The organism is Rhodospirillales bacterium (assembly GCA_016872535.1).
Classification (GTDB): Bacteria; Pseudomonadota; Alphaproteobacteria; order Rhodospirillales; family 2-12-FULL-67-15; genus 2-12-FULL-67-15.
This window is the reverse complement of sequence record VGZQ01000002.1, coordinates 66,270-79,731: the sequence shown is the minus strand read 5'-3', so window position 1 is coordinate 79,731 and position 13,462 is coordinate 66,270. Positions and strand designations below refer to the sequence as shown.

12 protein-coding genes and 1 pseudogene are annotated in these 13,462 nt (G+C 67.5%); all 13 read right to left on the bottom strand.

The features are described 5' to 3' along the window. Positions 1 to 2: 2 nt before the first annotated feature. The 13 genes and pseudogenes from FJ311_01060 to FJ311_01000 all read right to left on the bottom strand — a co-directional run bounded on the left by FJ311_01060 (position 3) and on the right by FJ311_01000 (position 13,307). Positions 3 to 1,982 carry a heme lyase CcmF/NrfE family subunit gene (locus FJ311_01060; protein MBM3950025.1) on the bottom strand — a complete coding sequence of 660 codons (1,980 nt, stop codon included), beginning with the start codon at positions 1,980 to 1,982 and terminating at the stop codon, positions 3 to 5. Next, positions 1,979 to 2,440, bottom strand: coding sequence for a cytochrome c maturation protein CcmE (gene ccmE / locus FJ311_01055; protein MBM3950024.1), 462 nt, complete (start codon positions 2,438 to 2,440; stop codon positions 1,979 to 1,981). The genes FJ311_01060 and ccmE overlap by 4 nt, the downstream gene beginning before the upstream one ends. 8 nt (positions 2,441 to 2,448) lie before the next feature. Further along, a complete protein-coding gene (gene ccmD, locus FJ311_01050) occupies positions 2,449 to 2,622 on the bottom strand; it encodes a heme exporter protein CcmD (protein ID MBM3950023.1) in 174 nt (57 codons plus the stop codon). Continuing rightward, the gene (locus tag FJ311_01045) at positions 2,619 to 3,356 is read right to left on the bottom strand and encodes a heme ABC transporter permease (GenBank protein ID MBM3950022.1); all 738 of its coding nucleotides are present in this window, start codon (positions 3,354 to 3,356) and stop codon (positions 2,619 to 2,621) included. Before FJ311_01045 ends, ccmD begins: the two co-directional genes overlap by 4 nt. A gap of 61 nt (positions 3,357 to 3,417) precedes the next feature. After that, a complete protein-coding gene (ccmB, locus tag FJ311_01040) occupies positions 3,418 to 4,083 on the bottom strand; it encodes a heme exporter protein CcmB (protein ID MBM3950021.1) in 666 nt (221 codons plus the stop codon). Beyond that, complete coding sequence (gene ccmA / locus FJ311_01035) at positions 4,080 to 4,703, bottom strand: cytochrome c biogenesis heme-transporting ATPase CcmA (GenBank protein ID MBM3950020.1); 624 nt, start codon at positions 4,701 to 4,703, stop codon at positions 4,080 to 4,082. The genes ccmB and ccmA overlap by 4 nt, the downstream gene beginning before the upstream one ends. A gap of 343 nt (positions 4,704 to 5,046) precedes the next feature. Beyond that, positions 5,047 to 6,297, bottom strand: a complete 1,251-nt coding sequence (locus tag FJ311_01030) for a phenylacetate--CoA ligase (GenBank protein ID MBM3950019.1) — start codon at positions 6,295 to 6,297, stop codon at positions 5,047 to 5,049. A 10-nt stretch (positions 6,298 to 6,307) separates the two neighbouring features. Beyond that, on the bottom strand, positions 6,308 to 7,279 hold the full coding sequence (locus FJ311_01025) for an ABC transporter ATP-binding protein (protein MBM3950018.1): 972 nt from the start codon (positions 7,277 to 7,279) through the stop codon (positions 6,308 to 6,310). Continuing rightward, positions 7,168 to 8,481, bottom strand: a pseudogene (locus FJ311_01020) (ABC transporter substrate-binding protein). Before FJ311_01020 ends, FJ311_01025 begins: the two are co-directional and overlap by 112 nt. An 87-nt stretch (positions 8,482 to 8,568) precedes the next feature. Next, positions 8,569 to 9,636: a branched-chain amino acid ABC transporter permease gene (locus FJ311_01015; protein MBM3950017.1), complete on the bottom strand. Its 1,068-nt coding sequence runs from the start codon at positions 9,634 to 9,636 to the stop codon at positions 8,569 to 8,571. A gap of 3 nt (positions 9,637 to 9,639) precedes the next feature. Beyond that, positions 9,640 to 10,527, bottom strand: coding sequence for a branched-chain amino acid ABC transporter permease (locus FJ311_01010; GenBank protein ID MBM3950016.1), 888 nt, complete (start codon positions 10,525 to 10,527; stop codon positions 9,640 to 9,642). Between the two features lie 21 nt (positions 10,528 to 10,548). Further along, the gene (locus FJ311_01005) at positions 10,549 to 11,337 is read right to left on the bottom strand and encodes an ABC transporter ATP-binding protein (protein ID MBM3950015.1); all 789 of its coding nucleotides are present in this window, start codon (positions 11,335 to 11,337) and stop codon (positions 10,549 to 10,551) included. A 5-nt stretch (positions 11,338 to 11,342) separates the two neighbouring features. Beyond that, entirely contained in the window at positions 11,343 to 13,307 is a 1,965-nt protein-coding gene (locus FJ311_01000; protein ID MBM3950014.1) for a long-chain fatty acid--CoA ligase, read from the bottom strand. Positions 13,308 to 13,462: the final 155 nt, after the last annotated feature.

The window sequence follows — 13,462 nt, the reverse complement described above, 5'->3', positions numbered from 1 at the left end:
CGTTATGCCTTGGCCGCGACCGCGTCGCGGCGGATGCGATCCGGCGCGCCGACGCGGTAGCGCCGGTCGGACACGCTGAGCGCGCCGCCGAGGATCATGACGATCGCCCCGATCCACATCCACGCCACCAGCGGATTGAAGTAGAGCCGCGCGACGTAAGCGCCGGAAGCTCCTTCGGCGTCGCCGATCACGACATAGAGGTCGCCCGCGAGAGTCGAGCGGATCGCCGCCTCGGTGGTCGGCATGCCCTGGACGTTGTAGACGCGCTTTTCCGGGCGCAGGACGGCGATCTCGCGCCCGTCCCGGCGGGCGACGAACAGGCCTTGGGTCGCCATGTAGTTGGGTCCGCGGGTTTCGCGCGCGCCCCGGAATTCGACGGCGAAGCCGCCGACGGTGGCGGTCTCGCCCGGGCCCATGGTCTGAATTTTTTCTTCCTTCCAGGCGGTGCCGGCCATGCCGGCGATGGCGAGCGCGAGCCCGAGATGCGCCAAGGTCATGCCGAGGCTCGCGCGCGGCACGCGGCGAAAGCGCGCGAAGCTTTCGGCGACGGGCGCGCGGAAAAGGCGCGTCCGCTCGGCGAGTTCGGCGAGGGTGCCGAGGGCGAGCCAGGTCGCGAGCGCGAGGCCCAGCGCGCCGAGCGGTTCCTTGATGCCCATCAACCAGAGCGCCAGCGCGCCGACGGCGAGCGCGGCGACGCCGGCGCCGGTCAGGCGGGCGAGCGCGGGCGCGACCTCGGCCCGCTTCCAGCCGAGGAACGGCCCGACCGCCATCACCGCGATCATCGGCGCCGCGAGCGGAATGAACACCGCGTTGAAGAAGGGCGGGCCCACGGAAATCTTGCCCGCGCCGATGGCGTCGATGAACAGCGGATAGAGCGTGCCGAGCAGGACGGCCGCCGCCGCGGTCGCGAGCAGCAGGTTGTTGAGCAGCAGGCTTCCCTCGCGCGACACCGGCTGGAACAGCCCGCCGCCCGCGAGCTTGGGCCCGCGCCACGCGAAGAGGGCGAACGATCCGCCGGTCACCAGCACCAGCAGCAAGAGGATGAACACGCCGCGCTTCGGGTCGGTCGCGAACGCATGCACCGAGGTCAGCACCCCCGAGCGCACCAGGAAGGTGCCGAGCAGGCTGAGCGAAAAGGCGAGGATGGCGAGGAAGACAGTCCAGCCCTTGAGCGCGTCGCGCTTCTCGACCACGACCGCCGAATGCAGCAGCGCGGTGCCGGCGAGCCACGGCAGAAACGAGGCGTTCTCGACCGGGTCCCAATACCACCAGCCGCCCCAGCCGAGTTCGTAGTAGGCCCACCAGGAGCCGAGCGCGATGCCGCCGGTCAGGAAACACCACGCCGCCAGCGTCCAGGGGCGCACCCAGCGCGCCCAGGCGGCGTCGACCCGGCCTTCGATCAAGGCGGCGACGGCGAAGGAAAACGCCATCGAGAAGCCGACGTAGCCGAGATAGAGCATCGGCGGGTGGAAGGCGAGGCCGGGGTCCTGCAGCAGCGGATTGAGGTCGCGGCCGTCCGCCGGCGCCGGGTCGAGGCGCGCGAACGGGTTCGAGGTCAGCAGCATGAAGAGATAGAAACCGACCGCGACCGCCGCCTGCACCGACAAGACGCGCGCGCGGAACGCGGGCGGCAGGTTGCCGCCGAACAGCGCGACCGCGAGGCCGAACACGGCCAGAATCAGCACCCAGAGCAGCATCGAGCCCTCGTGGTTGCCCCACACGCCGGAAATCTTGTAGAGCAGCGGGATGGCGGAGTTGGAATTGCTCGCCACCACCTGCAGCGAAAAATCCGACACCACGAACGAGTAGGTCAGCGCGCCGAAGGCGAACGCGACCAACAGGGCTTGGGCGAGCGCGGCGGGGGCGTCGAGGGCCATCAGGGTGGCGTCGCCGCGGGTCGCGCCGACCAGCGGCAGCGTCGCCTGGACGAAGGCGACCATCAGCGCGAGGACGAGGGCGAAATGGCCGGCTTCGGCGATCATGGCTTGCCTCCCTTGCTCTCCGGTTTTCCGTCGGGTTTCCACTGGCCGGATTTCTTGATCGCGTCGGAAACCTCGCGCGGCATGTAGTTTTCGTCGTGCTTGGCGAGCACCTCGTCGGCGGCGAACGCCCCGTCCGCGAATTTTCCCTGCACCACGACGCCTTGGCCCTCGCGGAACAGGTCGGGCAGGATGCCGCGATAGCTGACCGTCACGGTGCTGGCGGTGTCGGTGACGCGGAAGCGGACCAGGCCGCCGCCCGGCTTTTCGACGCTGCCCGCCTCGACCAGGCCGCCGACGCGGATGCGCCGGTCGGGCGCGGGCGGCTTGGCGGCGATGTCGCTCGGGCTGTAGAAAAAGACGATGTTCTCGCGAAGCGCGCCGAGCACCAAGCCGGTCGCGGCCGCGAGCAGCGCCATGGCGATGCCGACGAAAACGAGGCGGCGGTGCTTCGGCTTCAATCCGGATTTCATCGCGGGCCCTTCCCCGGTTTTTCCATTTCGGCGAGCGCGCGCTCGTTGCGCTTGAGCTGGCGGTCGCTCGCGAACCAGACCAGGATCAGGACGGCGAGCGTCACGGCGAAGCTCGGCCAGACGAAGGCGCCGTAGCCGCCCATGGCGAAGTACGCGGCGAGATCGCTCACGACGCGGCGACCCGGGTTTCGCGCAGCCGCGCGGCGCGGATCTTGCCGGCCGCGATCTCGGCCCGGATGCGGATCAAGAGGACCCAGACGTAGTAGGCCTTGAACGCGAGCGCCATCAACAGCAGCGGCGCCAGCATGCTTTCGTGGATGGCGGGGCCGCCGGCGCGCAGCACGCTGGCCGGCTGGTGCAGCGTGTTCCACCAGTCGACCGAAAACTTGATGATCGGCACGTTGACGAAGCCGACCAGGGCGAGCACCGCCGACGCCTTGGCCCCGCGCGTCGGGTCGTCGAACGCGCCGTTGAGCGCGATGTAGCCGAGGTAGAGGAAGAACAGCACCAGCACCGAGGTCAGCCGCGCGTCCCACACCCACCAGGTGCCCCACATCGGCTTGCCCCAGAGCGAGCCGGTGAGCAGCGCGAGAAAGGTGAACGCGGCGCCGACCGGCGCGGTCGCCTTGGCGGCGAGATCGGCGAGCGGGTGTTTCCAGATCAAGGCGACGGCGGACGCCCCGGCGAGCGCGGTGTAGCAAAAGAGCGCCATCCACGCCGACGGCACGTGGACGTACATGATGCGCACGCTTTCGCCCTGCTGGTAATCGGCGGGCGAGGCGAAAAGGCCGAGATAGAGCCCGACGGCGGCGGCAACGAGCGCGACGCCCGCCGCCCACGGCTGGACGGCGCGGGCGAGCCGGAGGAAGCGGGCGGGGTTGGCGAACCAGTCGAGGCGTTTCATGGCGGTATTATATGTACGTTCCACGGCCCGATCATTCCAGGGCCCATCACTCCAAGGCCCATCACTCCAAGGCTTGCCGGATCGCCGCGGCCGTGGCCCAGGGCGCCAGCGCCAGCGCGGCGAGGAACATGCCGCCGAGGATCAGGAGCGAAGCCGCGGGCGACAATCCCTGCGCCGCCATTTCCACCGCCGAAACCCCGAACACCAGCACGGGTATGAACAGCGGCAGCACCAGCAGCGCGAGCAGCACGCCGCCCCTGCGCGCGCCCAGGATCAGCCCGGCGCCGATCGCCCCGATCAGGCTCAAGGTCGGCGTGCCCAACAGCAGCGCCCCGATCAGCACCGGAAAAACGTCGCCGGGCACGTTCATCATCACGCCGAGCGCCGGCGCGGCCACCGCCAGCGGCAGCCCGGTCGCCAGCCAGTGGGCGAGAACCTTGGCCAGCGCCACCGCCGAAAGCGGCATCGGCGCCAGCGCCAGCAGTTCGAGACCGCCGTCCTCGTAGTCGGCCTGGAACAGGCGCTCGAGCGCGAGCATCGAGGCGAGCAGCGCCGCCACCCACACCACGCCGCCGCCGATGCGGGCGAGCACGTTCGGCTCCGGCCCGACGCCGAACGGGAACAGCACGACCGCGATGACGAAGAAGGCGAGCGTCATCAGGGTGTCGGTGCCCTGGCGGAAGGCGAGGCGCGCGTCGCGCCGGACGATGGCGAAGAACGGATTCACGCCGCCGCCCTCGCGCCGGCCGAAAGATCGAGGAAGGCGGCGTCCGGCACGTCGAGGCCGCCGTGGGTCGACAGCACCACCATGCCGCCGGCCGCGCGATGGCGGGCGATGGCGCGTTGCAAACACGCGACCGAATCGGAATCGAGGGCGGTGGCGGGCTCGTCGAGCAGCCAGAGGTCGGCGCGGGCGGCGGCGAGACGGGCGAGATTCACCCGGCGGCGCTGGCCGGCGGACAGGAAGCGCCCCGGCACCTCGGCGAGCGGCGCGAGAGCGAACGCGGCGAGGCCGGCATCCGGGTCGCCGTCGCCGCGGAGCGCGGTCCAGAAGGCGACGTTCTCGCGCGCGGTGAGCGCGGGCTTGACCGTGTCGCCGTGGCCGACGAACTGCAGGCGCGCGTTGTGGCTTTCGGGGTCGTCGGCGATGTTTTCGCCGTCCCAGCGGATCTCGCCCTCGGCCGGGCGGCCGAGTCCGGCCATCAGGCGCATGAGCGACGTCTTGCCCGAGCCGTTGGCGCCGGTCAGCACCAGCGCCCGGCCGGGATCGAGTGCGAAGGCGAGGCCGGCGAACACCCGCCGCTCGCCGCGAACGCAGGTCAGGTCATGGCCGGTGAACAGCGGCATGGATCATGTACCGAACATGGGGGCGGGCATGGGATGGCGTCGCACGGGCGCCCGCGCACCGTATCCGAAAACCAATGGCGTTTGAAGGACGGGGTAAGCCCGGTTTCGCGCGCAAAAAAACCGGCGGCCGGGGGGGACCGGCCGCCGGGGCGTGGATCGCGCGTCCACAGGTGTCCCGGAGAGAGCCTTCGCGCCCAAATGGGGGAATGCGCACGACGCTCCGCGTTGCCGGGCGGGAACCGGAAGGGGAACCGGTTCCGCGACCTTGGTGCGGGAATTATAAACGACCGTTCCGGCCGGAAAACGCCCGCGCCTTCACAACGCCGTGAGACGCCGTTCACCGTCACGCGAGCTTGCGCTTGTCCTCGATGACCTTGCCGTCGTTGGCGAGGCTGCCGGGCGCGACGAAGGCGACCTGGCCGCGCAGCTTGCACACCGCCTGGATGGAATCGACGATCCGGTCGGCGAGGCCCGCGGGCGGGGTCGCGGCCTCGACCAGCAGCGTCATGGCGTCCTTGCCGTCCTCCTGGTCGACCACCAGGCGGGCTTTCTTGATCTCGGGGTGGCGCTTGAGCACGTCGGCGATCTGGGCGGGATGAACGAACATGCCGCGCACCTTGGTCGCCTGGTCGGCGCGCCCGAGCCAACCCCTGAGGCGCGGCCCGGTCCGTCCGCACGGGCTAACGCCCGGCAGCGTGGCCGACAAATCGCCGGTCGCGAACCGGATCAGCGGGTATTCGCGATTGAACAGCGTCGCCACCACCTCGCCCACTTCGCCCGCGAGGACCGGATCGCCGGTGCCGGGGCGGACGATTTCGACGATCAGGCCTTCCTCGACGATGAAACCTTCCTTGGCTTCCGATTCGTAGCCGATCAGGCCGAGATCGGCGCTGGCGTAGCATTGATAGACGTCGATGCCGGCGAGCGACAACTCGGCGCGCAGCGCCGGCGGCAGCGCTTCGCCCGCGACCAGGGCGCGCTTGAGGCTCCCGAGGTCGGCGCCCGTCTCGCGGCCCTTCTCCAGGATGATCTTCAGAAACGACGGCGTTCCGGTGTAGCCGGTCGGGCGCACATCGGCGATGGCGCGGACCTGCAGCTCGGTCTGGCCGCCGCCGGCGGGAAAGACCGCGCAGCCGATGGCGTGCGCGCCCGCCTCCATCATCGCGCCCGCCGGCGTGAAGTGGTAGGCGAAGGCGTTGTGGAGGATGTCGCCGGCGCGGAAGCCGGCGGCGTAAAGCCCGCGCGCGGTGCGCCACCAGTCGGCGCCGAAGCCTTCCGGATCGTAGGTCGGGCCGGGCGATTGGTAGACGCGGGCGAGCTTGCCGGTTTCGACCGCGGCCAGGCCGCCCAGCGGCAAGTCCGCTTTTTGCAGGTTCACCAAATCCGATTTACGGGTGATCGGCAGTTTCGCCAAGTGGGTGCGGTCGCGCACCTCGGCCGGGTCGACGTCGGCGAGGATGCGGGCGAAATAGGGCGCGTTGGTCTTGGCGTGGCGGATGTGGTCGGCGAGGCGGGCGAACTGGTCGCGCTCGCGCCGCTCGGGGTCGCGGGTTTCGAGGGAATCGTAGTAACGGCCGGCGGGCGCGGCGGACATGGCGCGCGCCTTACGACAGCCAGCGCTTGCGACGGCGGTAGTGCTTGACGTCGCGGAAGCTTTTGCGCTCGCCGCCGCCGAAGCCGAGGTAGAATTCCTTGACGTCCTCGTTCTCGCGCAATTGCGCCGCGTCGCCGTCCATCACCACGCGGCCGTTTTCCAGGATGTAGCCGTAGGTCGCGTACTTGAGCGCGATGCGGGTGTTCTGCTCGGCGAGCAGGATGCTCACCTTTTCGTCGCGGTTGAGGCGCTCGACGATTTCGAAGATTTCCCCGACCAACTGCGGCGCGAGGCCCATGGAAGGCTCGTCGAGCAGGATCATTTTCGGGTTCGCCATCAGCGCGCGTCCGATGGCGGTCATCTGCTGTTCGCCGCCCGAGGTGTAGCCGGCCTGGGCGTCGCGCCGCTCCTTCAGGCGGGGAAAATAGTGATAGACCTTTTCGAGGCTGTCCCTTATCGCGGCGCCGCCGTCGCGGCGGGTGTAGGCGCCGGTGAGGAGGTTTTCCTCGACCGTCAGGTGTTCGAAGCAGTGGCGTCCTTCCATCACCTGGATGACGCCGCGCTTGACGAGATCGGTCGGTGTCAGGCGGTCGATGCGCTCGCCGCGAAACGAGATGCCGCCCTTGGTCACCTCGCCGCGCTCGGCCTTGAGCAGGTTGGAGACGGCCTTGAGGGTGGTGGTCTTGCCCGCGCCGTTGGCCCCGAGGAGGGCGACGATGCCCCCCTCGGGAACCCGGAGCGAAACGCCTTTCAGCACCAGGATCACGTGATCGTAGATGACCTCGACGTTGTTGACGTCGAGCAAGGCCCCGGTGGTCACGGCGTCCCCGCGCGTTCGATGCGTATCGCGCGCGCTTACATCTCCTTCGAGCAGTCGCGCGGCGTGATGTTCTTCTCCTTGGCGTACTGCATCGATGACGCCTCGATCATCGGCCGCACCAGGGACTGGTCGGAATCGATCCAATCGGAAACGTTCTTCCATTCCTTGCCGGTCCACTGCACGAAGCGGGCGCGGCCCGAGCCCTCGTGGTCGTTGCAGGTGACCTTCATCGGCGGCACCAAGCCGGTCGCGCCGATCGACTTGATGTAGTCGTTGGTGAGGTCGAGGTTTTCGATGCCCCAACGGACCTGCTCGCCGGTGAGCGGCTTCTTGCCGAACTTGCCCTGCGCCTTCTTGATGGCTTCCACCACCAGGATGGCGTTCACCAGGCCGCGATTCCACATGATGGTGCCGACGGCGGCTTCGGGTCCGGCGCCTTCCTTCTTGGCGTAGACGTGTTTGAGAACATCTTGCACCACCGGGTAATCCTTGCCCGCGCCGTGGAAGCTGGCGCAGATGTAGTTGGCGGCGGCGTCGCCGGCGGGCACGGTGTCCTGCTCGGCGCAGCTCCACCACACGCCGATCAGCTTCTCGCGCGGGATCGCCATGCGGGCGGCGGTTTCGATCGCCACCTTGTTCATCACGCCCCAGCCGCGCACGATCACGAAGTCGGGCCGGTATTGGCGGATCTGCTGCCAGATCGCAGTCTGGTCGGTCATGGCCGCGCCGCCGACGGCATAGGACTTGAGCTCGAAGCCGTATTTCTTCGCCTGCTCCTCGAGGATCGGCAGCGTTTCCTTGCCGTAGGCCGAGTCGTGGTAGAGGTTGGCGATCTTCTTGCCCTTGAGCTTGTCCATGCCGCCCAATTGTTGGCCGATGAACTTGATCTTGGTGGTGCTCTGCGACCAGTAGTTGGTGATCAGCGGGAAGATGTAGGGGAACACGCGGCCGTCGGTCGCGTCGGTGCGGCCGTAGCCCATGGAGATGACCGGAACCTTGTCGACCGCGGCGCGGTCGATCACCGCGTAGGTCAGGCCGGTGCCGAGCGGATTGAACACCGCCGCGCCGGTCGGGCCCTTCTTCTTCAGCTTCTCGTAGCATTCGACGAAGCGGTCGGGCTTGTATTCGGTTTCGCATTCCTCCCAAACCAGCTTGACGCCGCCGACGCCGCCGTCGCGGGCGTTGATCATCTTGAAGTAGTCGACGAAGCCGTCCATGAACGGCTGGCCGTTCACCGCGAACGGTCCGGTGTCGTAGGTGGTCACCGGAATGAATTGCTCGTTTTGCGCCAGAGCCGGCGTCGCGGCGAACGCCGCCACCGCGGCGGCGCCGGCGAGATTCAAGGCAAGCTTCTTCAGGTTCATGGGATCCTCCCTAGGGTGTGAACACGGACGCGTGTTTCGTTTTTTGGTGTTGACTCAAATCTAACATGCGGGCCGATCTCCCCGCAATCAGTACGGGAAGGGCCAAAGCCGCAGTTTCTCCTTGGCGATCTGCCACAGCCGCGCGAGGCCGTGCGGCTCGACGATCAGGAAGAACACGATCAGCGCGCCGAAGATCATGTACTGGGTGTGGGTGACCACGTGCGCCGGCAGCGACCCGCCGGTCGCCAGGTAGCCGACGTTGGTGATCAGGATCGGCAGCAGGACGATGAAACCGGCGCCGAGGAACGATCCCAGGATCGATCCCAGCCCGCCGATGATGATCATGAACAGGAACTGGAACGAGCGGTCGATTCCGAACGCGTCGGGCTCGACCGTGCCGAGGTACAGGTAGGCCCACAGGGCGCCGGCGACGCCGCAGTAGAACGAACTGACCGCGAAGGCCGAGAGCTTGGCGCCGAGCGGGGAAATGCCGATGATCTCGGCGGCGATGTCCATGTCGCGGATCGCCATCCATTTGCGCCCGATGTTGCCGCGCACCATGTTCTTGGCGGCGAGCGCGAGCACCGCGACCACCGACAGGGTGAAGAGATAGCGGCTGACCGAACTGTCGATCGGAATGCCGAACACCTGCATCGGCGGCGCGGTGATGACGCCGGAGGGCGAGTAGTTGGTGAACCAGCCGACCCGGGTGAACAGCCAGACCAGGAAGAACTGCGCCGCCAGGGTCGCGACCGCGAGATAAAACCCCTTGATGCGGAGCGACGGAATGCCGAACAGCACGCCGACGCCGGCGGTGATGAGGCCGGACAGGGCAAAGTTGACGAGCAAGGGGACTTCCGGCAGGCGGATCGAAAAGTTATAGGCGGCGAACGCGCCGACCGCCATGAACCCGGCGGTGCCGAGACTCAACTGCCCGGCGTAGCCGGTGAGAATATTGAGGCCGATGGCGCCGAGCGAGTAGATCAGGAACGGGATCAAAATCGAGCGCAGCCAGTAATCGTCGGCGACGACCGGGATGACGGCGTAGGCGACGACCAGCACGCCCGCCATGCCCCAGCGGTCGAGCGGCAGGGGAAAGATCGCCTGGTCCGCCGGGTAGGTGGTCTTGAACAGCCCCGCTTCGCGGTAAAACATCGTTCACACCCGTTCGATGATCTTCTCGCCGAACAATCCCTGCGGCCGGAACAGCAGGAAGACCATGGCGAGCATGTAGGGGAACCAGTTCTCGATCGCGCCGCCGACCAACGGGCCGATGTAGACTTCGGCCAGCTTTTCGCCGGCGCCGATGATCAGGCCGCCGATGATCGCGCCCGGCACCGAGGTGAAGCCGCCGAGGATCAGCACCGGCAGCGCCTTCAGGGCGACGATGGTGATCGAGAACTGCACGCCGAGCCGCGCGCCCCACAACAGCCCGGCGACCAGGGCGACCACCCCGGCGGCGGTCCACACCACCACCCAAATGTGCTGCAGCGGAATGCCGACCGACATCGCCGCCTGGTGGTCGTCGGCGACCGCGCGCAGCGCGCGCCCGATCCGGGTCTTGTTGAAGAAAACGGCCAGCGCCGCGACCATGGAACCGGCGGCGACGGCGGCGAACACGTCGAACTGGCTGATCAGCATGCCCTTGATTTCCCACGGCGTGTCCTTGATGCCGAGGTCGAGCCGGTGCACGTCGCTGTCCCAGACCGTCTGGGTGAAGCCCTCGAGGAAGAAGGTGATGCCGATGGTCGCCATGAACAGGATGATGAGCGGCTGATTGATCATCGGGCGGAGCACGAACCGCTCGACCGCGAACGCCAGCGCGACCATGGCGGCGAAAGTGGCGGCGATGGCGAGCCAGAAGTTCCAGCCCATTTCGACCAGGCGCACGAAGGTCAACGCCGCGAACAGGACCATGGTGCCTTGCGCGAAGTTGAACACGCCGGAGGCCTTGAAGATCAGGACGAACCCGAGCGCCACCAGCGAATACATGGTGCCGGAGAGAAGGCCGCCGATCAGAACCTCGAAGAAAAACAGGATGTCCATGGCCGATGTCCGTTGCGGTCCTCAGTGGGAAACGCCGAGGTAGGCGTCGATCACGTCCTGGTTGGCGCGCACCTGGTCGGGGGTGCCTTCGGCGATCTTGCGGCCGTAGTCGAGCACCACCACCCGGTCGGAAATGTCCATCACCACGCCCATGTCGTGCTCGATCAGGACGATGGTGGTGCCGAATTCGTCGTTGACGTCGAGGATGAAGCGGCACATGTCCTGCTTTTCCTCGAGGTTCATGCCGGCCATCGGCTCGTCGAGCAGGAGAAGGGTCGGCTCGGCGGCGAGCGCGCGGCCCAATTCGACCCGCTTCTGCAAGCCGTAGGGGAGCTTGCCCACGGGCGTCTTGCGGATCGATTCGATTTCGAGGAAGTCGATGATCTTCTCGCACACGGCGCGGTGCTCGACCTCCTCCTGGAGGGCGGGCCCGTAGTAGAGCGCCTGCCAGAGCAGGTTCCGTTTCATCTTGGTGTTGCGCCCGGTCATGATGTTGTCGAGCGTGCTCATGCCCTTGAACAGCGCGATGTTCTGGAAGGTGCGGGCGATGCCGTGGGTGGCGGCCTCGTGCGGCTCCATCCGCTTGCGGGGCCTGCCCTCGAAGGTGATGGTGCCCTGCTGCGGATGATAAAAGCCGTTGATGACGTTGAGCATCGAGCTTTTGCCCGCGCCGTTGGGCCCGATGATGGCGAGAATCTCGTGCGCGCGCACCGCGAAGCTCACGTCGGTCAGCGCCTTGACGCCGCCGAACGCGAGGCTGATGTTGTCCAGCGTCAGAACCGCGTCGCCGATCCTGCTCAGGCGTTCCATCGCGCTCACCCGGCCTTGCGCAACGGTTCGACCGTCGGCACGTCGCGGATCGTCAGCTCGGCGCTGATCTTGCCCTTGCGGCCGTCCTCGAAGGTGACTTCGGCCTCGACCGAACAGCGGTCGCGGTTCGAATAGAGGGCGTCCACCAGCGGCGCGTACTTTTCGGCGATGAAGCCGCGGCGCACCTTGCGCGTGCGGGTCAATTCGCCGTCGTCGGCGTCGAGCTCCTTGTGCAGCACCAGATAGCGCCGGATCTGCGACCCGGCGAGGCGGGTTTCGGCCGCGAGGTCGGCGTTCACCTTGCGCACGCAGTCGTCGAGCAGTTCGAGCACCGCCGGCTGCTGGGCGAGGTCGGCGTAGCCGGAATAGGCGAGGCCGCGCCGTTCCGCCCAGTTGCCGACCGCCGCCAGGTCGATGTTGATGAACGCGGCGACGTAATCGCGGCCGTCGCCGAACGTGACCGCTTCCTTGATGTAGGGGAAGAACTTGAGCTTGTTCTCGATGTACTTGGGCGCGAACAGGCCGCCCGCCTTCATCCGGCCCACGTCCTTGGCCCGGTCGATGATGTGCAACTGCCCGTCGTCGTCGAGAAAGCCGGCGTCGCCCGTCAGCACCCAGCCGTCGGGCGTCTTGGTCGCGCGGGTCGCGTCCTCGTTCTTGTAATACGAATGGAACACGCCCGGGCTGCGGAACAGCACCTCGCCCGACTCGGCGATGCGCAGTTCGACGCCCGGCACCGGCACGCCGACCGATTCGGGCTTGATGCGGCCGTCGGGCTGGACGGTGACGAACACCGAGGCCTCGGTCGAGCCGTAAAGCTGTTTGATGTTGACGCCGAGCGAACGGTAGAAGCGGAAGATGTCCGGCCCGATCGCCTCGCCCGCCGTGTAGGCGAGCCGGATGCGGGAAAAGCCGAGCACGTTGCGCAGCGGACCGTAGACCAGGATTTCGCCGAGCGCGTAGTTCAACCGGTCCCACAACGGCACCGGCTTGCGGTCGAGAACGTCGGCGCCGACGCGGCGGGCGACGTCCATGAAATAATGGAAAATCGCGCGCTTGATCGCGCTCGCGTCCTCGATGCGGATCATCACCGTGGTCAGGATGCTCTCGAAGATGCGGGGCGGCGCGAAAAAGTAGGTCGGCCCGATTTCGCGCATGTCGGTAAGCACGGTCGCGGCGCTTTCCGGGCAACTGATGCAGAAGCCGCAGACGTAGCTTTGCCCGAGCGAGAAGATGATGTCGCCGATCCAGGCCATCGGCAGGTAGGAGAGCATCTCCTCGTCGTCGCCGAGCTTGTCCATGCGCGCGGCGCTGAGCGCGGTTTCGATCAGGTTGGCGAACGTCAGCACCACGCCCTTCGACTGGCCGGTGGTGCCCGAGGTGTAGGCGATCAATGCGATGTCGCCGCCGCGGCCCTTGGCGACGCCGTCGGCGAAGAAAGTCGGGTTGGCCTTGGCGAAGGCGCGCCCCATTTCCTGCACCTCGTCGTAGGACTTGAGGTAGGCCTGCGGGTAATGCTTGAGGCCGCGCGGGTCGCTGTAGACGATCAATTCGAGGCTCGGGCAGGTGGCCTTGATGTCGATCAGCTTGTCCACCTGCTCCTGGTTTTCGGCGACGGCGAAACGGACCCCGGCGTGGATGAGCACCTTGCCCATCTCGGCCGCGACCGAATCCTGATAGACCGGCACCGGAATGCCGCCGACCGCCTGCGCGGCGACCACCGCCCAGTAGAGTCTCGGGCGGTTGTCGCCGACGGTGGTGATCTTGTCGCCCGGCTTGAGGCCGAGCGCGGCCAAGCCGCAGGCGAAATCGCGGACTTCGTCCGCCGCCTCGGCCCAGGTCCGCTGCTGCCAGATGCCATAGTCCTTCTCGCGAAAGGCCGGGCGGTCGCCGCGGCGCCGGGCGTTTTCCAGCAGCCATTTGGGCAAGGTGTCGAGATCGGCCGCGGGCACGTCGGCGGGCACGGTCATGACGCTCGGCTCTCCCAGGGGCGCATTATTTTATAGACGGCGCCTCGTATTCGTTCGCCTAGTAAAACCCAGAAGATTGGGGCACTCAAGTCCCCCGGATCGCGGGCGGGGGGCGCGCATTCCCGGGACCGTATGATATAAAGAGCCCCGATCCG